Genomic DNA, 23,678 nt, shown 5'->3' on the forward strand with positions numbered 1-23,678 from the left:
GTGCCCGGATGGGCTGATTCTGGATCGTCGTCATGCGCATTCTGCAGCTTAACTTCGAGCGCGGCTGGCGCGGTGGCGAGCGGCAAACCCTGCTGAGCATCCAGCAGATGCAACAGGCTGGTCATCAGGTCAGTCTATTGGCCCGACGTGATGAAGAGTTGGCCAAGCGTGCTAAAGAGCAGGGCGTGAGTGTGGTGGAATGCGCCTCCGTGGGTGCCGCGCTGCGCTATTTACTGGTGCATGGCCGGGGTTTTGATATCGTCCATTCCCAAACCGCGTCCTGCATGAGCTGGCTGGCCTTGCTGCATTTCTGGTTGCCCAAACGGGTGGTCTTTACGCGCCGAACGGCTTTTCCGATTGACCGCAAACGCGTCGAGCAACGTAGCGGACAGCAGCCAGACAGTGCTTTGACTTCCAAGGAACGACGCACGCGTTGGAAGTGGCGCAAGGCGGATCGTTTGGTAGCGATCAGCCAGGCAGCAGCGGCAGAGCCGCGTCGCCTGGGCTTTTCCGTAGATGTGATTCCTAGTGCCATCGAGTACGTCGAGCAGGATGAGGCCTATGTGAACCACTTGCGGCTGCGGTGGAATCCGCAGGGCTTGCACGTTCTGGGGACGATGGCGGCACTGACGTCCGAGAAAGATCCCCAGACTTTGATACGCGCGATTCATGCCTTGTATCAGCGTCGTCAGGACTTTGTGTTTCTGCATTTCGGTGCGCCTGGCTCCGAGACCTCGGCGGCAGAGGAACTGATTGCGCAGTTGGGGCTGGAAGGCTGCTACAAGCTGGCTGGTTTTGAAGCCCGCCCCGAACAGGCTTATCGCTTGATGGACGGCTTTGTCCTGAGCTCCCGTCATGAAGCCCTGGGCTCCAGCGTTCTTGATGCGTTCGTGTACGGCGTGCCCGTTACGGCCACGATGGCGGGCGGTTTGAGTGAGCTGCTGGATAATGGCCGTGGCAAGTTATGCGCGGTAGGGGATGCACAAGCCATTGCACAGGCTCTGGATGACACTTTGAGCAATCCGACAGCAGCGCGGCAACAGGCAGCGCTGGCGCATCGCTGGGTGCAGCAGGAGCATGACCCCGCTGTCATGGCGCAGCGTTACTTGCGTCTGTATCAGCAACTGGTACAGCAACGTGTACGGAACTGAGCCCGGCTTACATCTTTGGTGCAGGTAAAGGCACCCGCGTCTCGAACTTGGCCTGATGAATCGAAAAGAAGCTTCGTATATTGCGGATATTCGCCTGACTGGTGAATAAAGCGTGAGCCAGCTTGTGATACGCCGTCATGTCGCTGACTTGCAAGATCACAATGAAATCCACCCCGGTCGAGACGCGATAGCATTGCGTCACTGCTGCTTCGGGGGCCATCAGGCGCTCGAAGTGCTGCAGGTATTCTTCACCCTGACGGTCCAGCGTAATCTCCACAATGGCCGTCAAGCTGGGGCCCAGTTGCTCCGGGTCCAGCAAGGCAACCTGCCTGCGAATTACCCCTTGTTCACTTAAACGACGTACTCGCCGCAAGCAGGTTGGGGGAGAGGCGTGCACGCGCAAAGCCAGCGCTTGATTGCTGATGGAAGCATCATTTTGCAGCTGCTCCAGAATGCGTAAATCCAGCTCGTCCAGTTCAATCATGACAAGGTTTATCTATCTATGATGAAATAAAATTCCGTTAAATAAATTTAATTTATCTTTTCTTTCATATTGATTATTAAATGAAATTTTAATTCATTTCAAAGAAAAAATAGACATAAAATTTTTCGTGATTCAGATCAGAATAAGCGGATTGAATTGATTAGTTGGCCCACCGAAGGGGGCCATGAACAGGAGTTGGCTATGTGTGGAATTGTTGGCGCGGTAGCGCAACGCGATATTGTCCCCGTGCTGCTGGAAGGTTTGAAGCGTCTGGAATACCGGGGCTACGATTCTTGCGGCGTTGCTGTTCATGCGCAGGGCCAGTTGTTGCGGGCACGCAGTACTCAACGCGTGGCCGAACTGCAAGAGCAGGTCAAGGCAGATCATCTGCAAGGCTTTACCGGCATTGCTCACACTCGCTGGGCAACCCATGGCGCGCCTGCTACTCATAATGCTCACCCGCACTTCTCCGGCAAGGGCAAAGCACGTATTGCGCTGGTGCATAACGGCATCATCGAAAACCACGACGAACTGCGCGCCGAGCTGCAAAGCATTGGCTACGTGTTCGAGAGCCAAACCGACACCGAAGTGATCGCCCACCTGATCGATCATCTGTACAACGGGGATCTGTTCGAGGCCGTGCAGCAGGTCATCCGTCGCTTGACCGGTGCTTATGCGATTGCCGTGTTCTGTCAGGACGAGCCACATCGCGTGGTAGGTGCTCGCCACGGTTCGCCTTTGGTTGTAGGTGTGGGTCAGAATGAAAACTTCCTGGCTTCGGATGCCTTGGCATTGGCCGGCACCACCGATCAAATCATCTACCTGGAAGACGGTGATGTGATTGATCTGCAGATCAATAAAGTGTGGATCATGGACAAGGACGGCCGCGCCGTCGATCGCCCTGTACATACCGTACATCTGCACACCGCAGCCGCTGAATTGGGCCCATACCGCCACTTCATGCAAAAGGAAATCTTCGAGCAGCCCCGCGCTGTAGGCGATACCTTGCAAGACATTGAAAGCGTCACACCCGAGTTGTTTGGTGACCAGGCCTACAAGGTTTTCCAGGACATCGACAATGTGCTGATTCTGGCTTGCGGCACCAGCTACTACGCCGGTCTGACCGCTCGCTACTGGATTGAGTCTCTGGCCAAAATCCCCGTCAATGTGGAAATTGCCAGCGAGTACCGCTACCGCGACAGCGTGCCCAATCCGCGCACTTTGGTGGTGACGATTTCCCAGTCCGGCGAAACGGCTGACACGCTGGCCGCCTTGAAACACGCCCGCAGCCTGGGCATGGAACAGACCCTGACCATCTGCAACGTGGCCACCAGCGCCATGGTGCGTGAGTGCAAGCTGTCCTACATCACCCGTGCTGGCGTGGAAATTGGTGTGGCTTCCACCAAAGCCTTCACCACCCAGTTGACCGCCTTGTTCCTGCTGACCATCGCGCTGGCTCAAGTCAAAGGTCACCTGAATCAGGAGCAGGAAGGTGACTACCTGAAAGCCCTGCGCCACCTGCCTACCGCTATCGCTGCCGTGCTGGCTCTGGAGCCACAAATCATGGCGTGGGCAGACCGTTTCGCCAGCAAGGAAAACGCCTTGTTCCTGGGCCGTGGCATGCATTACCCCATCGCCATGGAAGGCGCGTTGAAACTGAAAGAAATCAGCTACATCCACGCTGAAGGCTATCCCGCTGGTGAACTGAAACACGGCCCTCTGGCCCTGGTTACCGAAGCCATGCCCGTGGTCACCATCGCCCCACGCGATGAGCTGCTGGAAAAGCTGAAATCCAATATCGAAGAAGTCCACGCACGCGGTGGTGAGCTGTACGTGTTTGCGGACGCCGATACCCGTATCGGCAGCAGCGAGCGTGTGCATGTGATCCGTATGCCGGAGCACTACGGCAAGCTGTCCCCCATCTTGCACACCGTGACCTTGCAATTGCTGGCTTATCACACCGCTTGCTCGCGCGGCACGGACGTGGATAAGCCACGGAATTTGGCCAAGAGTGTGACTGTCGAATAAGTTTTTCAGATTACATCGACCGTAAAGAGCCGCTTATGCGGCTCTTTTTGCATTCTTCGCCGTTTGGCAATTTTCGAGTGGTTTTTATAGGGAACTAAATCCTGCGAAAGAGGGTGAGCCTTGCCTGAAAGCCAGTTTATGTGTCGCTGCAAACACACACCGCTAGCGGATTTTGCAGCTCACACTCTATAATTGATAACGATTCTCATTATCTAGCGGTGCGGAGTACCCTCGTGTCATCTTCAGTTCTTCCCTTGTCAGGCATGTATTCGGCCGAGTCGGTCGAGTCACTGTACTGCGACCACCATAGTTGGTTGCAGCGCTGGCTGCATCACCGCTTGGGTGGCGCGGACCAGGCGGCTGACTTGGCGCAGGACACCTTTGTACGTTTGTTAAGCAGCCGTTCTCGCTGGCAATTTACCAGTCCTGGCGAGGCCCGCGCCTACTTGCGCAAGACGGCACAAAACCTGTGCATCAATCTGTGGCGACGTCAGGAAATTGAACAGGCCTGGCTGGATATTCTGGCTGCTACACCCGAGAACTTTTACCCTTCGGCAGAACGCCAGGCCATGATTTTGCAGGCGCTGGAAGAGATCAGCGCCATGCTCAGCAGCCTGTCTCCCAAAGCGGCCAAGGCGTTTACCCTGGCCGTCATTTGCGAGATGACAGACGATGAGGTCGGCGCGGAAATGGGCATTTCCGGCCGCATGGTGCGCAAGTACGTGGCACAAGCCATGTTGGGCTGCATCAGCCTGCATGCTTGCCAGACCGTCGCCGAATTGCGTCAGGAACCTCAATACTAAGCCTCATGAAGCACGGCTCCAGTTTTTCTTCTCCCGCTACACCTCCCCACGCCGTTTTGATGCAAGCCGCTGAATGGTATGCCTGCCTGCGCGATGGCAAAGCCAGTGCGGCGCAGCGCTCTGCCTGGCAGAACTGGCTCAAACAGGACGAGATGCACAGCACCGCTTGGCGTTATGTGGAGGAAGTCAGCCGCAGTTTTGAGCCAGTGCGTACCGCGCCGGATTCACGTCGTGTGGTGGAGAAATTGCACACGGCCAACGAGCGTTTGCATCAGCGCCGTCGCGTTCTGGCCAGCGTGGCTGCGCTGGCAGGAACGGGGGTTCTAAGTTGGCTGGGCTGGCGTCAGTCCTGGCTGCCATCCAGTGTTCTGGCCCTGGCCGCCGACCATTCCACACAAACCGGCGAGCAGAGCCAGATTGTGCTGGCAGATGGCTCCCGGCTGTGGCTGAACACCGCCTCTGCGATTGATGTGCAGTTCACCGCGCAGGCTCGCCATATTGTTTTGATCTCCGGCGAGATCTTCATTCAGACGGCCAAGGACGATACGGAAAGACCTTTTACCGTTCAAACCCCGCAGGGCAATATGCGGGCCTTGGGCACGCAATTCAATGTGCGTATGGACAAGGACTGTACGCAGCTGGCGGTCTACGAAGGGGCTGTGCAGGTGTCTACGGCAAAAGGTCAAAACACCGCCACGGTACAGGCGGGCAAGCAGGTGCACTTTAGTGCGCAGCGTATCCGGCAAAGCATGGACGCCGATCAGGCGCGCGAAGCCTGGACCCAAGGCGTGCTGGTGGCTGACAACATTGCCTTGCGTAGCGTGATCAAGGAATTGAGCCGTTACCGCAAAGGCTATCTCGGTGTAGATGAGGCAGTGGCCGATCTGAAGGTCTATGGCAGCTTCCCCATTCATGACACGGACCGCGTGCTGAAAATGCTGGCTTCAGCATTGCCGATTCGCATCGATCAGCCCATGCCCTGGTGGACCAGTGTGCAAGCTCTGGATTGATTGAGCAGGGCATTTCACCAACGATGGTCATAAATAATAAAAATAAAAACCTATCAGATTCAAAGGCTTGCCGGATTTTGGCCCAAAAATCTCAAAAAAGATGCAAAAGCAGGTTCCGGGTTTTGGAGACTTGGTGGTTTTAGACAGTAAGAGGACCTGATTGGCGTGAGGCCAATGAAGCAGGAGGCAGCCCGCCGTGGCTGCTCAGTACTGAACATCAACGCAAGAACATCGTTCAGGTTCATCGTTTTTATTGTGACTGACCCGTGTTTTTGAAGGATGTCTCCTTATGCATCGTCGCCCCGATCCCCTTTCCCTGTCCAAGGATGCAGGATCGCATTGCGCCCCTTTGCGTCCACTGGCCTTGGCCCTGTATGTCTTGATGGCCGGTAGCGCGTTTATTGCCAGTACCACGCCTGCCCAGGCGACCACGCGAAGCAGCCCGACGGCAGACAAGACACAGCGTTATGACATACCAGCAGGCCCCTTGAGCCGGGTGTTGATGCGCTTCTCGCAAGAAAGCGGGGTCTACCTGGTCGGCGCAGGTAGCGTGGCCGAAGGCAAGCAAAGCTCGGGCCTGAAGGGGAATTACAGCGTGGTGCAGGCTTTGGATACTTTGCTGGCAGGCACGGGCATTCGTTACTCGCGCGATGCCAGTACGGTGAACTTGTGGCCCGTCACGGAAACAACTCAGCTGGAACCCGTGCGTGTCAAAGGCACCCTGAATCGGGCGACTGAGGACACCGGCCTGTACACGCTCAATGGCACCAGCAGCACCGCTACTCGTTTGAATATGGACACCCAGCACACGCCGCAGTCGGTCAGTGTGATGACGCGCCAGCAAATGGACGATTTCGGCCTGACCAGCTTCGATGATGTGATGAACTTTACCACTGGCGTGACGGCCAATACGGCCGCGGTGGGAGGCGGGTTTCAGTTTCAGGCCCGTGGCTTTGACATCAGCAATGTGCAAGTGGATGGCGTGCAAAGCAGCTACCGTGCTGCCGGACGTGGAGCATTCAATCCTATTTCTCTGGATATGGATTTATACGACCGTGTGGAAGTCGTGCGCGGAGCGACAGGTTTGTTGTCGCCTACCGGCGAGCCCTCCGCCTTGATCAACTTGATTCGCAAACGTCCGCAAGCAGAATTTGGCGGCAAGTTAAGCGCCCACTACGGCTCCTGGAGCGACAAACGCGTGACGGCGGATGTGACCGGCCCGCTGACTGAAGACGGCCGTTTGCGTATGCGTGTTATTGGTTCGCGCAAGCAGGCGGACTCCTTCATGGATCGCCAGGACCACAAGAACGATTTGCTGTCCGGCATGCTGGAATTTGACCTGACAGACAGAACCTTGCTGACCGCTGGCTACGACTACCAGACCGCCAAGCTGCGAGGCGAAGGCAATATGGGTGTGCCCTTGTTTACCAGCGAGGGCGACCGTATTGACGTTTCGCGCTCCATGTCGCTGGTGCCGGATTGGACCTACTGGGACAAGAAGCATCAAAACGCTTTCTTCTCGGTCGAGCATGAGTTTGAAAACAAGTGGAATGCCAAGCTCAGCTACAGCCATCAACGTGACGATGGCGATGCCCTGATTACTGGCCTGGGGCAGGGCGTGAATCCGGTGGTGCGCCCGGACGGATCCGGTATAGGCATCCGCGCCAACCTGGCCGCCAATGGCTATCGCCATCAGGACAACCTGGAGTTGTCGGCCAATGGTCCTTTCGAGCTGTTTGGCCGCGAGCACCAGCTGATGTTCGGTTTTAACGGCACTCGCAAACGTGACACCACGTATACCATGCAGGTCAGCGATACCCGCAACTGGTTCATCCCCAATATTTACGACTGGGACGGCTATATGCCCGAGCCCAGCGTCAGCCGCACAGGTGAATGGAACCGTGTCCACACACGCGAATACGGTTTCTTTGCCGGTACGCGCTTGAACATTATTGATCCCTTGAATGTGATCATGGGCCTGCGCTTGTCGGATTACAAAACCTACCGTGATAACTACGGTAAAACCGGCCAGTTCACTGGCGTGTCCAACGAGCTGCGTAACCGCAATGAAATTACGCCGTACTTTGGGGTGACGTATGACATCAACCCGAACCTGACGGCCTACGCCAGTTATACCCGCCTGTTCCAGCCGCAAAGCTACAAGGACATCAACGAGAACTTCCTGGATCCCATTACCGGGGTTAACCGTGAAATTGGTTTGAAAGGCAGCTTGATGGAGGAGGCCCTGCAGTTCTCCCTGGCCGCTTTCGAGACCCGTCAGAACAATCTGGCCGTGCTGGACCCTTCGGTGCCGGATGACTTCCTATTGCCTGATGGCAGCCGCCCCTTCGTGTCTTCGGGCGCTGGCAACAAAACCAAAGGTTTTGAAGTGGAGCTAAGCGGCGCACTGACCAACAACTGGAATGTGTTTGCTTCTTATAGCTACGCCAGCACTAAAAACGGTGAAGGCGAGCGGATCAACACCTACATTCCCAGCCAAACCTTCCGTCTGGGCACCATGTACCAATTCTCCGGTGCGTTGCAAGGCTTGAGCGCCGGCGCCACCGTGAACTGGTTTGGCAAGCGTGATCTGTGGACGGCTGGCCGTCCTTATACGGCCAGCAACGGCAAGGCGCTGGAAGACACCCACAGCAGCTATGCCCTGGTGGGTCTGCATGCGGACTATCGCGTCAATTCGCACTGGAATGCCAAGCTCACGGTAAACAATTTGTTCGACAAGCGTTACTACGACAACTTCGTGATCTTCCGGGCCCGCTATGGTGCGCCGCGCAACGTGCACTTGTCGATCGACTACCAGTGGTAATTCCTTTTTCCTTTATCTCGAGCCTACCCTTATGACGCCAATTACGACTCGCCATCTTGTTCGTGGTCTGTACCTTGCTGTTGCAATGGCCTTGTCCACGGGCTACGTACACGCCAAGACTCCTGCCCCTGTGGGCTACCAAGCCGTTACCCAAGCACAGATCATGCAAAAACCGACTGCCGCCGAAGTTCTGGAAATTGTCTTCAGCCCCGCTCAATCCAGCTTGTACGTGTCCTCGCCCAACTGGAAGGACGAGACCTTGTCGCGCACGCTGGTGCTGGACCCCAAGACCCTGGAAATCAAGCAAGAGATTCCCATGGAGGCCAAGAGCTTTGGAGTAGCCCTGGATGATGCCGCCAACCGCCTGTATCTGACTCAAGGCTTCAACGGCACGATTGCCGTGGTTGATACCGTCAAGAACGAGGTCATCAAGCGCATTCGGGTGCAGGAAAAAATCAATTTTCAGGACACCATCAACGCGGCTGATTTTGGCCAGGCACGCAAAGACGGTTTGCTGAAGATGATGGAGCGTTTCAAGATTACCGAGGACTTCCAGTACAAGACGCGTGAACTGGTCGTGGACAAGAAAAACCACCGTGTGTTCGCGCCTGGCTTGGGCCTGGGTTTTGACAGTGTGCTGTTCGTGGTGAATACCCGGACATTGGAGCTGGAAAAAGTGCTGCCAGGCTTTGGCTATAACGTCGTGGGCATCACCCTGGACGAGGCCAATAACCGCTTGTTTGTCTCCAATATGCAGGGCCAAATCATGGTGGTAAATAGCCAGACCTTGAACATCGATCAGGTCTGGGAAATTGAAGCCGACCAGTTGCTGAACCTGGCGTATGACCCGGCGCAGAACCGATTGTTCGGGGTGGACCAGGGGATTGACCGTGATGACGCGCGTAACCTGCATCTGGAGCGTGAATACAAGCGCCGCAGCGCTGGTCATCAAGTGTTTGTGCTGGATGCATCCAACGGTAAAACCCTGGCAACCATGCCTACCGGCGAAGTGCCTATTGGTGTGCGTTTTGACGCCGAATCCCAGCGTCTGTTTGTCGCTAACCGAGGCGGTGTGCGCGAGAAAGAGGGCAAGGGTTCGGTCAGTATTTTCGATACGGTGAACTACAAGCCGCTGCAAACCATTGAGCTGGCTCCACACCCCAACAGCCTGGAATACATCCCCGCTGAAAAAGCCTTGTATGTGTCGGTGAAGAACGACGGTAACAGCAAGGAAAAAGGGACTAAAGAGCGTATGGTGCGCATCCAGTTCTAAAAGGCCAAAGCAGCCTGATTGATTGACAAGGTGGGATCCAAAGCCCGGGTTCGGCGTCATGCTGAACTCGGGCTTTTTTACGCGTATGGATTGCTTGCGAAATTTATTTGTAATCTATAAGATTAGATATCTAATCAAATGACATGTTCCATGTGGAAAGGGTGAAACAGTGCTGCAGTCTTGCGCTGCACGCAGTTTCTTTGTTGCCCCACCTGTAAACGCGACATATCCAATTCTTCAGTCCCTATTACGTCTCCTCAGTGAAAGGAAAACAGCCCATGTCTCATTATTTGATCGAGCTTTACACGCCTAATGCCAAGTGGAATGCCTTGCCCGTCGAGCAGCGCCAGTCCTTCCTGGCAGGTCTTCAGGAGGCGATGGGAGGCCTCTCAAACCTTGGTATTGAGGTGCTGGCTCTGACCGCTACCGAGCACGATATTGACCAGGCCAGTGAGCACCGCTTTATGGGTGTGTGGCGCTTCCCTGATCAACAAGCTTGCCAGGCTTTGCTGGCTGGCATCAAAGCCAGTGGTTGGTACGAGTATTTCGACCATGTGAATGCGGCGGGGGCAGAAGGAGGTTTTGCTCAACATCTGGCGGAGTTGGCGAAAGTCTGACTGCTTCATTTGTATTGGGAAGATCAGAAGAGATACGCTGTGCAAGGGGCGGCCCATGTGAGCTGCCTCTGTAAAAAAGGTATTGGTTGCATCGATAGCCAGTGCGAATTAATCGATTTGTCCCCCTTGGTATGCCTCTCTACGATGACTAGTAACAATAAGGAGGCAAACCATGACAGCGTATTTTTCCAACCCGGTTCGGACCTGCTTCGGCCCGGGAAGTTTGAATGAAATTTCTACCTTGGCGGCCAACAAGAAAGTCACCTTGGTGACCTTTCCGGAGGCTCGTGGACTGGGTTTGGTTGAGCGTATCGGGAATTTGCTGGGCGATAGGCTGATTCATGTTGTCGAAGATGTGCAGCCAAATCCCGATGTCAGTTATTTGAAGGATGTCTACGAGTCCTTCTGGCAGCAAGCCGGGCAAACGGACATTGTGCTGGCCGTGGGCGGGGGCAGTGCCATTGATACGGCCAAGGCGCTGATTGTGGGGACTCAGACGGGCACCTTCCAGGAACTGCTGGATCTCTTGTCCACCGGCAAGGCTTTTACTCCTGTTCAGGCCAAGTCCTTGATTGCGGTGCCTACGACCGCAGGGACCGGCAGCGAGGTCACTCCGTGGGCCACGATCTGGGATCAGCAAGCACAGAAAAAATACTCTTTGCATCTGGAACAAACCTGGCCTGCCGTTGCCATTATTGATCCGGAGTTGATGCTGACAGTACCGGAAAAAGTGACAGTCTCGACCGGGCTGGATGCCTTGTCGCACGCCCTGGAGTCGATCTGGAATGTGAATGCCAACCCCATTTCCGACACCTTTGCGGTCTCTGCCATTCAGGACATCCTTACCTATTTGCCCTTGCTGCAGAAGGATCTGGGTAATATCCAGCTGCGCTCCAAAATGGCGCTGGCGGCCTTGAAAGCGGGCATGGCGTTTTCCAATACCAAGACCGCCCTGGCGCACTCCATCTCTTACGAAATGACCTTGCGTCACGGCTTGCCGCATGGCATTGCTTGCTCCTTTACCTTGCCCTTTGTACTGGGCCTGGCCTGGGGCTGTGATCCATCCCGGGATCTGGTGTTTGAAAGCCTGTTTGGCCCTGATCGCAAGCAGGCTCAAGCTCACTTGCGGGACTTCTTGCTCAGTGTGGGCGTCAAGACCGAGTTTGAGGACTACGGCGTAGGGCCGGACGAGCAGGCTGCCATGATTACTTATGCCATGCAGGGTGCACGCGGCAAGAACTTTATCGCCGCCTGAGTCATAAAAAAACGAGAGACAAACGAATGAAGGGAGAGAGGAAAGATTCCCCCCCTTCTCATACCGCATGAATAGAGCATTCCTCTGGCCTGGCTTGCCAGCAGCGGGGGAGTGAAAGGAGCTGGTTATGAATCACGCAACAAGTCTGTCGGGGGCCACGGCGGCATCCGGGTCTTCGTTTCGTCGGGCCCAATGGCGCATGCTGCTGGCCGCGATGTTCTGTTATCTATTTTTCTATACCGGGCGGCAGACTTTCGGGTTTGCAATTCCGGGTTTGAAAGAAGAGTTTGGCTTTAGCAGTGCTGCCCTGGGCTGGGTATCGGCCGCCTTGTTATGGGCCTACGCCATTGGAAAAGCCATCAATGGCAATCTGGCGGACAAGTATGGCGGTCGTCGCATCATGTCTGCTGGCGCGATTCTGTCGTGTGGTGCGAACTGGGTAGCCAGCTTTGCCACCGGTTTTTTCAGCCTGATCATTCCCTGGGGTGCCAATGGCTACTTTCAGGCGCTGGGCTGGGCACCGGGCAGTCGCCTGATCTCCAACTGGTGGGGTGTGTCCGAGCGCGGCAAGGCCTATGGCTTATACGTGTTTGCTGCAGGCTGTGCGTCGATTCTGTCGTATGTCACCTCGATCGTGGTGATCGATGTCATGCATCTGGACTGGCGCTGGATTTTCCGGCTGCCCGTATTGCTGATGTTGCTGGGCGGAATCGTGTTTTATCTGGTTGCTCGCGAGCGGCCAGAGGATATGGGTTTTGAGCCTTTGGCCGATACGGGAGTGGCCAATGCCAACGATCAGGCCAAGGCGCTGGAAGGGGAGAAGGAGTCCTCCTGGGAGCGTTACAAGGCTGTTCTGAAAAACAAGCGCCTGCTGATTGCGGCCTTGTCCCTGGGCTTTCAGAATGCAGCCCGATACGGCTTGATTGTCTGGGTGCCGGTCCATTTTCTGGGCGCGGACTGGAAGACGGGCGACAGCCTGATTGATCCCAAGTGGATCACGATCGCTCTGCCAGTGGGCATGGCCGTTGGAGCGCTGAGCAATGGCTGGATTTCAGACCGCCTGTTTGGCTCCAAGCGTTACCTGGCCATCATGCTCTATACGAGCCTGGGTGCCTTGACCAGCCTGTGGATGTGGACCTTGCCGGTTCATAGCACTTTGGGCCTGGTGGCGCTGTTTCTGTGCGGTTTCTTTGTGTATGGACCCGCTTCCAGCTTCTGGGCCTTGTGTCCCGATCTGGTGGGAGCCAAACGTTCGGGCACGGCAACCGGTGTCATGAACTTTTCTTCCTATCTGTTCGCCGGTCTGGCCGAGCCCATGATCGGGAGCGTCCTGGATTCGACGGGGGATACCTCGCTGATCTTTGTGATTGTGTTGATTGCGTGTGCCTGCAGTGCGCTGGTGGCACTATTCATACGTCGTTAATCATCACTCCTGAGGCTTGTCCATGCACCAGTACCACAAATGGTTGAGATCGTTTTACGCCGTCGCCCATACCGGCGGTTTCACCTCGGCCGCACGTTATCTCAGCATTGGGCAGCCTACCGTCAGCGAACAAGTCCGGGCTTTGGAAAAGCGTTTTGATGTCGAGCTGTTTTATCGCTCCGGCAATCAGTTGGAACTGAGCTCGGCCGGACAGCAGCTCTACGAGATCACCAAGCCCTTGTTTGATCTTGAAGAGGAAGCGGTGCAATTGCTGGAGAGTTTCAAGCAGCGTAAATCCGGCCTGTTGCGAGTGGGGGCGGTCTCGCCACCTATCGCGATGGATCTGATTTTCAAGCTGGGGCAGAACAATCCGGATATTGAATTGAAAACCTACTTTGCCTCGGCCAGCGAGGTGCTGGAAAAGCTGTACGACTTTGATGTGGATGTGGCCTTGCTGGCGCATCCCAAATCAGATCCAAGCTTGTACACCCGGCTTTACCATCGCTATCCGGTGGTGGCTGTGGTGCCCGAAAAGCATCCCTGGTGCTCGCAGGGTCGGGTATCGGTTCAGCAGCTTCAGGATGAGCCTGTCGTGCTGAGGGAGCAAGGTTCACGCACCCGCCAGATTATTGAGGAGGGTTGCAGGCAGCATCAGATCAGGATCAATTGCGTGATGGAACTGAACAGCCGCGAGGCCATTGTGCATGCCATACGTAAAGGGCTGGGCATTGGTTTTGTCTCAGCGCCGGAGTATGTGGATATTCCCGGTACCCGGCTGATCACGTTCGACCAGCATCCTTTTTATATCGACTACTACCTGTGCTGCCTGGAATTACGAAAAGACCGACCACTTATTAATGATTTGTTCATGGATCTGGAATCCACCCATTAGCTTGTTTACACCGCATTTCGCGTTTGGAGAACGATGATGACGTATCAGCAACCTCAACAAGTACAGGCCGTTATTTTTGACTGGGCAGGCACTGTCGTTGATTTTGGCTCTTTTGCACCCACGCAGATTTTTGTCGAGGCTTTTGCCGAGTTTGGTGTGCAAGTGTCCCTGGAAGAAGCTCGTGGCCCCATGGGGATGGGCAAGTGGGATCACATTCGCACCTTGTGCAATGTGCCCGAGATTGCCGAGCGCTATAAAGCCAAGTTTGGCCGTGTCCCCAGCGACGACGATGTCACGGCGATTTACGAGCGCTTCATGCCTTTGCAGATCGAAAAAATTGCCGAGCACTCGGCCCTGATTCCGGGGGCACTGGAAGTGATCTCCAACCTGAAAAGTACCGGTGTCAAAGTAGGATCGTGTTCTGGCTACCCCAAAGTGGTCATGGATAAAGTGGTCGAATTGGCAGCGAAAAATGGCTACATGGCAGAATGCGTGGTCGCAACGGATGAGGTGCCCAATGGCCGCCCGTACCCGGCTCAGTCGCTGGCCAACGTGATTGCCTTGGGTGTGTCGGACGTGGCCGCCTGCGTCAAAGTAGATGACACCTGGCCCGGCATTGTGGAGGGGCGCAGTGCCGGGATGTGGACCGTGGCACTAACCTGCTCGGGCAATGCTCTGGGTCTGACCTACGACGAGTTCAAGAAGCTGCCTGCCGACAAGCTGCAAAGCGAACGCGAGCGTATTGGGGCCATGTTCAGCGATTCGCGCCCGCATTATCTGATCGATACCATTGTTGATCTGCCCGAGGTGCTGGCAGACATCAACCGCCGCTTGGCCAATGGGGAGATGCCTCAAAGCAGCTGATTTGAGGTATTTGCGAAATCCAGGTTTGGCATCATGCTGGACCTGGGTTTTCTATCTCAAACAAACACAGTACTCAACAAATAGTACGAGCTGCAGCCGCCTAGCACGCCTAAGAACAGGCCGCCGCGATTCCAGTAAGCCAGAAGGGCGGTGATGCTGAGAGCAAGCAGAGCAGGTATGGCTGCAATTTGTATTTCCTGCATGAAAATATAAACAAGGAAATTTAGAAAAACAGCTGACGGTAAGATCGTCTCCATCCATTTGGCAAGCCTATCAGGAAACTGAAAATTAAAAGCCACGGGTAAGACTCGAACTAGCAGGCTGGTTAAAAAGAGTGCGGCGATTGAACTACTGATTCCTTCATTCACGGGCTTTCCATTTATCTAAAAGTAGGGCGCTGATCATTACGCTAGGGAGCCAAAAATATGTTGCTCCAAGCAAGGAATAGAAAGCGATCGCCAAGGCCATGCATAGGGCAATCAACACAATCTGCTTGCGGTAAATGCCGATGATTCTTGTCTTCAGTTGCAGGGCAGACAGATAGACAAGCACCACACTGGCGGGAAAACCAAGATGAATATTGGTGCTCAGCCAGGCAGGTGGAATGGACTTGGCAATGACTGCTCCCAACACCCCTGAAACTACCCAGAATGTGAATATGGTGAGTCGTATGCAGATAGTCTCTGCCACAGTGTCGTTATTTCTTTCCGTGGCATACGCCTCGTCCCCCAGCATGTGCGACACCAGAACCCGAGAGACAAAGGGCTTGGGCAGCCGCTTGCCAGTTGTGAGGGCAATAGGAAAGTAGCGGCAGTTAATAGATGCGCAAATAATCAGTATTGTCAGAAAACTGGCGTTGGACTCAGCCAGCGGTAGTACAGCAAACTGCCCGCTACCCGTAAAACCCAGCAGACCAGCAGCCAGAATTTCAAGAGTGCTCCAGTCGGCTCGATACGCTAAAACGCCGAACAACATGCTCACAGGAACAATAGCCAGAGCGGATGGAAGCACTCTGAGAGAGGACTTTAGGTGGAGTGAGCTGGCTTTCTGGCTCAGGCTTGGGCGTGCTTCTATTTTTGGGGAGTCGGGCATATGCTTAGGCCATAGAAGCTTGTTCGTGAGTGGGGCCGTATGCGCGGTTTTTCCAGCGGTTGATTTCAATGACCCATATATCTCGGTAACCGATATCACCTTCTTCCGGTTCTATATTGCTGGCGTAATGAATGAAGCGTTCATCATCAATCAGAATGGCTTGGTTTTCTGCCAAGGTAGTGCGGAACAAAACTTCGCGAGTTTGGGGATCGATGACCTGGGTTTCACCACCCTTCACATTACTTCTCTTTGCTATCGCGATAACGCTGAATTCATGACCATCCCTATGCGGTCCTTCGGGGACCGTGATGCCTTTGTAGTCGGCATTTGCGGTGACCCGGATCTGGTTCACATTAATCTGAAACATCTGAGTGAGATCAACGGGTAACTCATCTAAGACCGCAGCAATCAACATTGTTGGGTCCCCAACAATTTGTTCTCGGTGCCGAGCCACTCCACCTGCTTCTGCTAGCCGTATGTAGTGGGCAGACTGAACATATTTTCTCTGGGGTAGGGGAGCGAAAACCCACTCGTTTGCTTCCCAGTACCCTATGTATTGGGTCAAGCGAATTTCCCTAAGCCTACCTAAACTATGCATGTCTCTTGGCATGTCGTTGAATGAGTTCAATAGGCTTTGGGGTACCTCAGGCATAGTGATCACACAGTATCCGTGCTCGGCGTAGTCGTGGTTCACACTTTTTCCAAGAACAGTTGTTTCAGCTATAGGAGTCATTTTTTGTCCTTTATTGGGCGGGCTTGAGATCGAAAGTGGCAATTTCATATGGCTGCAAAGCTTCAATATGTTTTCTTGTAATGCCGCGATAGAAATCACAGGCTGACTCTTCTACTGCCCTTATTGAGTCGAATTTTTTCTCTAACGGACCCAGACAAAGTCCGGCGCAGAACCCTTCTATTTCACAGCCCTGACAGAAGTCTGGATTCTGTTGTCGTAGGCTCGCGTGCTCCAAATAGGGTTTTTCGTTCAAGATTTTGGTTTCATCACGAATATCTCCCAGCAAAGTGGAGCCTGCTTTGCAAGAAAATACTGATCCATTAGGTTCTATGCTGAATTGAGCACCTTTAGCCGAGCAGTTTTTGAAGCCCCGGTAACTCACTGTGTTGAAGCCCAGCATGACCTGAAAAATCTGGTGCCAGTAACCAGTTAAAACCACACCCTTTTGGCGGCCGTACTGGATAACATGCCAGAGTCGATCAACGATGTTAGCGGTACCGTATGTAGAGTAAAAAGTAGGGTCAAAGTCGACTACAACCCCAATTTCTTTAGCTCCTACCTCAACGGCTAAATCTACAATCCCTTCATTGAAGTCGTCCCATGTAGCAGAGGTCAGAGCTGCGTTGAGGGCTACTCGATTGTTGTGCTGCTGTAGCTTTTTCAGGCCGTTCATGACAATGGGCATACTGTCATTCCCATTTTTTAGTGGGCGGCTGGGACTGTTTGGTGAGTCCACACTGACACAGACGGCAACTTGGTATTTGCGGAATGTTTCGGCTACCTCATCGGTGATTAGAGAGCCATTCGTTACCGTTGAATAGTGGATAACCATTCCATCATTTTCTCCACGCCCAAATCTTTCAAGAACCGCTTTGATGGTTCGCCAGTTCAGAAGAGGCTCCCCTCCAAAGAATTGAACCATGACCTCCTGAACCCCCTCGGACCGCGCTACGTTGAGTGCGGACTCTACATAGGTCACCCCATCTTCTGGCTTCATGGAGCGATTTTTTGGACTGTATTGGTGTTCGAATCGCTCTTTAGATGCATACATTGAGTTTTCAATGTTTATTTTTATGCTGTCTTTAGCGACGATTCTGGATTCTTCTATTTTTTTTATTTCATCTTCTGCCGACATTTCCTTGCCTTGAATTCCTTCAAAGCAGTAGGTGCATCCAAAGTTGCAGGCATTGGCTAAGACTAACTGAATAATATTTATTTTTTTATTTATTTCTTTCTTTGATGTTTTTTCCTCTTTGTCTTCTATCAATATTTTTCTTGCTATTAGTTGCTGGATCAGCTCTTCTTCTCTATCTCTTGCACCCTCTGTAAAGAGGTGGCTTGAAACCGATTTTCCGTCTTTAAAGGACTGGAGAATATTTTGGCCAGCGTCATCCAATAAGAAAAGGCCTCCCAGCAGTCTGTGGTAGGTTGCAGTTCTATCGCCGATACGTTTCTGGACAGTGTCTTTAGATAGAGTAAATATTTGGGTTTTCACTGCGTTTATCACAAAGCAATCCTCATCCTGTAGATGTGTGAGAGGCCACCCTTGCGGGTGGCTCGGTAAGCTACTTGGTTAAACGAGTAGCTAATTCCACACCAGGCTGACCAAGAGTCCCACCTACAGTGCCACCTACGGTACCGCCAACCGTCCCACCAACCGTTCCACCAACTGTGCCACCCACAGTACCGCCGACCGTACCAGCCATTGGGTTTACTTTGCTGTTAAATGTCATGGTCTTTCCTTTTTAAGCATTTTTAAAAGAATTTTTTACCTTATTTGTGAGTAAAAAATTTCGTTTTGAAGTCAAAGAAAATAAACAGAATGTACAAATAAATATTCAGTAATTTTTTTGAATTCAGAGAGATGCTAGTTATAAAAATGTAAAAAGGTCTTGTACGATCGTGCAAATTTTGCGTTAGCTGCGGAGCATTAGGTCGGCCCAACGGCCAGGTGGAAGCCCGTACACCTTGGAGAAGTGATGCGTCATATGGCTTTGGTCGGTGAAGCCACAAGCGGCAGCGACGTCAACTAAGGCTGTGCCAGTGATAATCATTCTTTTGGCTTTATCCAGACGTCTTAGACTCAAGTAGCGATAAGGGCTTGTTCCAAATAAGGCGCGAAAGTCTCTTGAGAGGCTCCATCGATCTGTGCCTGAAATTTGTTCTAGTTGATCCATGGTAACTATCGCACTGGATGTGTCGAGCATGAATTGCCGGGCTAGCTCAGCTGCTTTGTAATTTAGCTTTCTTCTTTGCCTACCTGTCTGTGATGCACTATGAAGAGCTTGGGCAATATCATAGATTCCATCTTCTTCTTCCAGACTATCAAGTTGAAAATCCAAACTAATGAGCATATTAGAAATGGCTGACACAATTCTTTGGTCTGATGAAATACCTCCAGGAATAAAAGGTAAAGGATTTCCACCAATTATTTCCTGAATTATTTCAGGTTGAATATAAAGAATTTTATAGTGAAAACCTGCCTCCGTTCCTGCCTCACCATCATGCAGTTCGTCGGGGTGAATCACTACTGCATTTCCTGGCAGGCTATGCCGCATGGTTTTTTGGTAGTTAAAGCTGTGAACACCATTGAGGGTGATGCCTAGTGCATATGTGTCGTGCCTATGAGGTGCAAATCCATAACCAGAAAAGAAGGCTTCCATCCTTTCTATTTTTGAGCTTGTTTGAGTGATTCTTGTCCAATCTTTTTTGTTTTCCATTTTTTGGCCTGGGTTTCTGATTTTTAGTGAATTTCCTTAGGCGGTTAATTGTTTTTGTGATTTGTTAATCATTTTATATTGTTTTATTATTTTTTTCATATCCATTGTTTGGTTTCTGTTTTTTGTTGATTTTTGAATATATAAAAAACTCTTATATGGAAATTTCTTTTGGTTATTGATGTGTGATTTATTGACTATGACATGACAGGGGAATGGCGAGCTTGCTGCACCGCATCTCAAGGAAAACCTCCATGTACGGCGGCTAAGCATGGCGGCACACTGAAAGATAGGCCACGCCCGCCCGGGGCTTGGCCTATTTTCGGGATGAGGTCTGATGCAGTCTTCACATGTGGCACACGTCCAAGAGATCACGGCTGTTTGGCAGGGCAGCCTGTCCCGGCGCGATCAGGCTGTGGTCCACAGCTGGAGACGATGCATTGAGCATCACAGACTGGACCCGGCGCAGGCTTGCGAGGCCTATATCGTGCCGGACTCCCAGTTGCGCGAGCACCGCCAGCAGTCCGAAGCCCTGATCAATATTGCGCGCTCCGGGCTGGAGCGTCTTTATCAGCAGGTCTCCGGGCTGAATTACGTGTTGCTGCTGTCCGATAACAAGGGCGTCACGGTTGATTTCCTGGGCTCGGATGGACAGCGTGATGCCTTGCGGCAGGCCGGTCTGTATATGGGCTCGGAGTGGTCTGAAGAGCGTGCAGGGACCTGCGCGGTGGGTACTTGCTTGCACACGGGCGAGGCCCTGACCATTCATCAAAACGATCATTTCGATCATATGCACGCGCCCCTGTCCTGCACGGCGGCGCCTATCTATCATTACGACGGCGAGCTGGCTGCGGTGCTGGATTTATCCTTGCTGCAGTCGCCGCAGGCCAAGGCCAGCCAAGGTTTGGCCCTGCACCTTGCCAATGCGGCGACCCGCCGTATTGAGCTGGCCAATTTGATGGCCTGTCACCGTCAGGAATGGATTTTATGCTTGTCGCAGTCGCCGGAGTTTCTGGATATTGATCCGGAAGCGGCTATTGCGATTGATGGCTCCGGCCGTATCAAGGGCATGACGCATACGGGTGCTCGCATTCTGGCGCGGGCGGCGGGGGTGGATTGGCGTAATCCTGCGGGCTTGTTGGGGCAGAGCTTGATGCGCTTTCTGCATCTGGAAGTGGACCAGTTGCCTACCTTGATGCGTTACCGCCCCACGCAGGAGCGTGTCGTTATGGCACGTGATGGCAGTGTGCTGTTTGCCCATGCCATTGAACCCCGACGTGTGTTGAGCAACCGGTCTGTGGGGATGGATGGGGCAGCCGTGGATGCCGCCTTGCCACAAGCCTTGCGAGGTTTGGCAGGCACAGATGCGGCCATGCAGTCCATGCTATTGAAAGCCGCGCGTTTGGCAACGCGGGAAATGCCGGTGTTGTTGCAGGGCGAGACAGGTTCGGGCAAAGAGTATTTGGCACGTGCGATTCACACGGCCAGCGGTCGTGGCGGGAATTTTGTGGCCGTCAATTGTGCGGCCTTGCCCGAGAGCCTGATTGAAAGCGAATTGTTTGGCTATCTGGCCGGTACGTACACCGGCGGTGCTGCACGGGGCCGTGCGGGTTTGATCGAGGCGGCTGATGGAGGCACCCTGTTCCTGGACGAGATCGGCGATATGCCGCTGGCCCTGCAAAGCCGTTTACTGCGGGTGCTGGCCGAATCCGAGGTGATGCCTTTGGGCGCACGCACTGGCAAGCGCGTGGACCTGCGTGTGATTTCAGCCAGCCACCATGATTTAAGTGCCTTGGTAGAGCAAGGCCGCTTCCGTGCGGATTTGCTGTATCGCTTGAATGCGGCAGTGCTGGCCTTGCCCGCTTTGCGTCAGCGTAGTGATCTGGAATGGTTGGTGCAGCAGATATTGCATCGGCGTAATAAAGGCGATGTGCCCGGTTTGTCTCCCGAGGCCTGGCAAGCGCTGCAAGCCTACGAGTGGCCGGGTAATTTACGCGAGCTGGACAATGCGCTGGTGCTGGCATTGGCCTTGGCGGAAGGTTCCTGCATTGAGGTGCAGGATTTGCCGGAGGCCTTGCGAGAGCGGCGTCTGGCCACATCTACAGGCAGCCCAACGGCCGCAGCCGTCTCTGCCGGAGAGTCGTCCTGGCAGCAGGTTTTGCAGGCCTGTGGCGATAACGTGAGTGCAGCGGCCCGGCAGTTGGGTATCAGCCGGTCCACCTTGCATCGTTATATCAAACGGGCAGGCGTAGCTCGCCAAGAGTCGCCCTCTGACACAGGTTGCGACACCTGATGCACCACCTGTGTCACCGCTGGCACAGTTTCACCGCCTTAAAACAGGCAGCGCCCCTTTAAAACAAGCCACTCCCGGTTTGGCACGGTGTTTGCTATGTACTCCATAGCTGGGCAACAAAAGCCCGGCGCAACATTAAAACGATATGGAGACAAATCATGCAAACACAGCAGCAACTGCAGCCGTCTGCGCGACAGTTGGACACGGTTCTTGAACAGCTGACCCATGCGCTTGCCAGCAATGCACCGGACGATGCGGCAGCCCTGTTTGCCGAAGAATGTTTTTGGCGTGATCTGGTCATGTTCACCTGGAATATCCGAACCATGGAAGGGCGCGACCAGATCCGCGACATGCTGACGCAGCAGCAACAAGGCGCCGTGTCAGCCAGGTTCGAGCGCGACAGTGCCGAGCCGGTCAGTGACGACGGCCAAGGTCTGGTGGAGGGCTGGTTTCGTGTGGAAACTGACCTGGCGCGTGGCTACGGCCATATTCGGGTCAAGGACGGGAAGATCTGGACCTTCCTGACCACCATGTCGGAATTGAAAGGGCACGAGGAGCCTTTGGGTGTGCGCCGCCCCATGGGGGCCGAGCATGGCATTCGCCGTGGGCGTCAGACCTGGCAGGAACGTCGTCAACAGGAGCAGGCTGAGTTGGGCACGACCGAGCAGCCCTATGTGCTGGTGATCGGCGGCGGGCAGGGTGGTATTGCGCTGGGCGCGCGTCTGCGGCAGTTGAACGTACCCGCGCTCATCATTGATCAACATGCCCGCCCTGGCGATAGCTGGCGCAAACGCTACAAGTCGCTGTGCCTGCACGACCCCGTCTGGTACGACCACCTGCCTTACATGCCTTTCCCCGATAACTGGCCTGTCTTTGCACCCAAGGACAAGATTGGCGACTGGCTGGAAATGTACGTCAAGGTGATGGAGCTGAATTACTGGAGCAGCACCGTATGCAAGAAGGTGCGCTACGACGAGTCCAGCCAGACCTGGGAGGTGGAGATCGAACGTGATGGCAAGCCCATGACGTTACGGCCACAGCAATTGGTCTTTGCTACGGGCATGTCCGGCAAGGCAAACGTGCCCAGCATAAAGGGGCAGGATGTGTTCAAGGGCGAACAGCAGCACTCCTCGCAGCATCCCGGACCAGAAGCATATGCGGGCAAGAAAGTAGTGGTGATCGGGGCCAATAACTCGGCGCACGATATTTGCGCGGCGCTGTGGGAGGCGGGGGCGGATGTCACCATGGTGCAGCGTTCGTCCACGCATATTGTGCGATCCGACTCCTTGATGGAGATCGGCTTGGGAGATCTGTATTCTGAACGGGCACTGGCATCGGGAGTCACCACGCGCAAGGCAGATTTGCTCTTTGCCTCTCTGCCGTACCGCATCATGGCGGACTTCCAGATCCCTGTGTACGACAAGATCCGCGAGCGCGATGCACAGTTCTATCAGAAGCTGGAGGAGGCAGGCTTCATGCTGGATTGGGGTGACGATGGCTCCGGTTTGTTCATGAAGTATCTGCGTCGTGCTTCGGGTTATTACATCGATGTGGGCGCTTGCGAACTGATTATTGATGGCAGCATCAAGCTGAAGTCCCGGACCGACATCAGCCATCTGACAGAGAACGCTGTGGTACTGACAGACGGCACGGAACTGCCTGCGGACCTGGTGGTGTATGCCACGGGCTACGGTTCCATGAATGGCTGGGTGGCCGATCTGGCAGGCCAGGAAATGGCGGATAGGGTAGGCAAGTGCTGGGGTCTGGGTTCGGAAACCACCAAAGATCCAGGGCCCTGGGAGGGCGAGCAGCGCAATATGTGGAAGCCAACGCAACAGCCGAACTTGTGGTTCCACGGCGGCAATTTGCATCAGTCGCGTCATTATTCCCAATACCTGGCCTTGCAGCTTAAAGCGCGTCAGGCTGGCTTGCCGGTGCAGGTTTACGGGATGCAGGAGGTGCATCATCTGCGTTGATCGATAGTGACTTTGTTGCTTGGGTAAGAGTGCGCAGTCTGCACCTTGTTCTGATTTTGGCCAGATTATCAATTCGATGATCTGGCTTTTTTTCGCTTGTCGGCTGCGGAGGGTGTGTTTGCGCGACAAGCATCGCGGCTAAGGCGGTGGTTTTGTTAGCAGCCCTGCTAAATTTTTTACTTTATGTATCTGCCCTGAGCGGCTCCTATCCAGTGAGCGAGGCTCTGCTTGACTGCTCTGTTC

At 54.0% G+C, this 23,678-nt stretch carries 19 protein-coding genes; 13 read left to right on the plus strand and 6 right to left on the minus strand.

What is annotated here, in order from left to right; genetic code table 11:
• Positions 1-32: 32 nt before the first annotated feature.
• Entirely contained in the window at positions 33-1,151 is a 1,119-nt protein-coding gene (locus MID00_RS09010) for a glycosyltransferase family 4 protein (protein ID WP_254500198.1), read from the plus strand.
• A 7-nt stretch (positions 1,152-1,158) separates the two neighbouring features.
• On the opposite strand, the gene MID00_RS09015 is transcribed toward MID00_RS09010, so the two are convergent.
• Positions 1,159-1,635, minus strand: coding sequence for an Lrp/AsnC family transcriptional regulator (locus MID00_RS09015; protein ID WP_250756284.1), 477 nt, complete (start codon positions 1,633-1,635; stop codon positions 1,159-1,161).
• Positions 1,636-1,836: 201 nt separating this feature from the next.
• Here MID00_RS09015 and glmS point away from each other — a divergent pair, with 201 nt between their 5' ends.
• From glmS to phnX, 10 genes are all read left to right on the plus strand, one after another.
• A complete protein-coding gene (gene glmS / locus MID00_RS09020) occupies positions 1,837-3,663 on the plus strand; it encodes a glutamine--fructose-6-phosphate transaminase (isomerizing) (protein ID WP_022983659.1) in 1,827 nt (608 codons plus the stop codon).
• A gap of 233 nt (positions 3,664-3,896) precedes the next feature.
• A complete protein-coding gene (locus MID00_RS09025) occupies positions 3,897-4,466 on the plus strand; it encodes a sigma-70 family RNA polymerase sigma factor (RefSeq protein ID WP_336973611.1) in 570 nt (189 codons plus the stop codon).
• A gap of 59 nt (positions 4,467-4,525) precedes the next feature.
• Positions 4,526-5,476, plus strand: coding sequence for a FecR domain-containing protein (locus tag MID00_RS09030; protein ID WP_200914617.1), 951 nt, complete (start codon positions 4,526-4,528; stop codon positions 5,474-5,476).
• Between the two features lie 289 nt (positions 5,477-5,765).
• Positions 5,766-8,300, plus strand: a complete 2,535-nt coding sequence (locus tag MID00_RS09035; protein ID WP_254500199.1) for a TonB-dependent siderophore receptor — start codon at positions 5,766-5,768, stop codon at positions 8,298-8,300.
• Positions 8,301-8,331: 31 nt separating this feature from the next.
• The gene (locus MID00_RS09040; protein ID WP_254500200.1) at positions 8,332-9,573 is read left to right on the plus strand and encodes a YncE family protein; all 1,242 of its coding nucleotides are present in this window, start codon (positions 8,332-8,334) and stop codon (positions 9,571-9,573) included.
• 278 nt (positions 9,574-9,851) lie between these two features.
• Entirely contained in the window at positions 9,852-10,190 is a 339-nt protein-coding gene (locus MID00_RS09045; protein ID WP_250756280.1) for a DUF6616 family protein, read from the plus strand.
• Between the two features lie 172 nt (positions 10,191-10,362).
• Positions 10,363-11,445 carry an iron-containing alcohol dehydrogenase PsrA gene (psrA, locus tag MID00_RS09050; RefSeq protein ID WP_203145342.1) on the plus strand — a complete coding sequence of 361 codons (1,083 nt, stop codon included), beginning with the start codon at positions 10,363-10,365 and terminating at the stop codon, positions 11,443-11,445.
• Positions 11,446-11,572: 127 nt separating this feature from the next.
• Entirely contained in the window at positions 11,573-12,868 is a 1,296-nt protein-coding gene (locus tag MID00_RS09055) for an MFS transporter (RefSeq protein WP_254500201.1), read from the plus strand.
• Between the two features lie 22 nt (positions 12,869-12,890).
• On the plus strand, positions 12,891-13,760 hold the full coding sequence (locus tag MID00_RS09060) for a LysR substrate-binding domain-containing protein (RefSeq protein ID WP_250756279.1): 870 nt from the start codon (positions 12,891-12,893) through the stop codon (positions 13,758-13,760).
• 36 nt (positions 13,761-13,796) lie between these two features.
• Complete coding sequence (gene phnX, locus MID00_RS09065; RefSeq protein ID WP_035269761.1) at positions 13,797-14,624, plus strand: phosphonoacetaldehyde hydrolase; 828 nt, start codon at positions 13,797-13,799, stop codon at positions 14,622-14,624.
• A 56-nt stretch (positions 14,625-14,680) separates the two neighbouring features.
• On the opposite strand, the gene MID00_RS09070 is transcribed toward phnX, so the two are convergent.
• The 5 genes from MID00_RS09070 to MID00_RS09090 all read right to left on the minus strand — a co-directional run bounded on the left by MID00_RS09070 (position 14,681) and on the right by MID00_RS09090 (position 19,169).
• The gene (locus MID00_RS09070; protein WP_009456887.1) at positions 14,681-14,992 is read right to left on the minus strand and encodes an AzlD domain-containing protein; all 312 of its coding nucleotides are present in this window, start codon (positions 14,990-14,992) and stop codon (positions 14,681-14,683) included.
• On the minus strand, positions 14,985-15,599 hold the full coding sequence (locus tag MID00_RS09075; protein ID WP_031233066.1) for an AzlC family ABC transporter permease: 615 nt from the start codon (positions 15,597-15,599) through the stop codon (positions 14,985-14,987). The genes MID00_RS09070 and MID00_RS09075 overlap by 8 nt, the downstream gene beginning before the upstream one ends.
• A gap of 121 nt (positions 15,600-15,720) precedes the next feature.
• Entirely contained in the window at positions 15,721-16,548 is an 828-nt protein-coding gene (locus tag MID00_RS09080) for a 2OG-Fe dioxygenase family protein (protein WP_254500202.1), read from the minus strand.
• Positions 16,460-17,956, minus strand: a complete 1,497-nt coding sequence (locus MID00_RS09085; RefSeq protein ID WP_250756278.1) for a radical SAM protein — start codon at positions 17,954-17,956, stop codon at positions 16,460-16,462. Before MID00_RS09085 ends, MID00_RS09080 begins: the two co-directional genes overlap by 89 nt.
• A 409-nt stretch (positions 17,957-18,365) precedes the next feature.
• Positions 18,366-19,169, minus strand: a complete 804-nt coding sequence (locus MID00_RS09090; RefSeq protein ID WP_254500203.1) for an AraC family transcriptional regulator — start codon at positions 19,167-19,169, stop codon at positions 18,366-18,368.
• A gap of 334 nt (positions 19,170-19,503) precedes the next feature.
• Here MID00_RS09090 and MID00_RS09095 point away from each other — a divergent pair, with 334 nt between their 5' ends.
• Positions 19,504-21,459 carry a sigma-54-dependent Fis family transcriptional regulator gene (locus MID00_RS09095; RefSeq protein WP_254500204.1) on the plus strand — a complete coding sequence of 652 codons (1,956 nt, stop codon included), beginning with the start codon at positions 19,504-19,506 and terminating at the stop codon, positions 21,457-21,459.
• Between the two features lie 158 nt (positions 21,460-21,617).
• Positions 21,618-23,435: an NAD(P)/FAD-dependent oxidoreductase gene (locus MID00_RS09100; protein ID WP_250756276.1), complete on the plus strand. Its 1,818-nt coding sequence runs from the start codon at positions 21,618-21,620 to the stop codon at positions 23,433-23,435.
• Positions 23,436-23,678: the final 243 nt, after the last annotated feature.

The organism is Alcaligenes sp. NLF5-7, from assembly GCF_024266725.1.
Taxonomy (GTDB): domain Bacteria; phylum Pseudomonadota; class Gammaproteobacteria; order Burkholderiales; family Burkholderiaceae_B; genus Alcaligenes; species Alcaligenes phenolicus.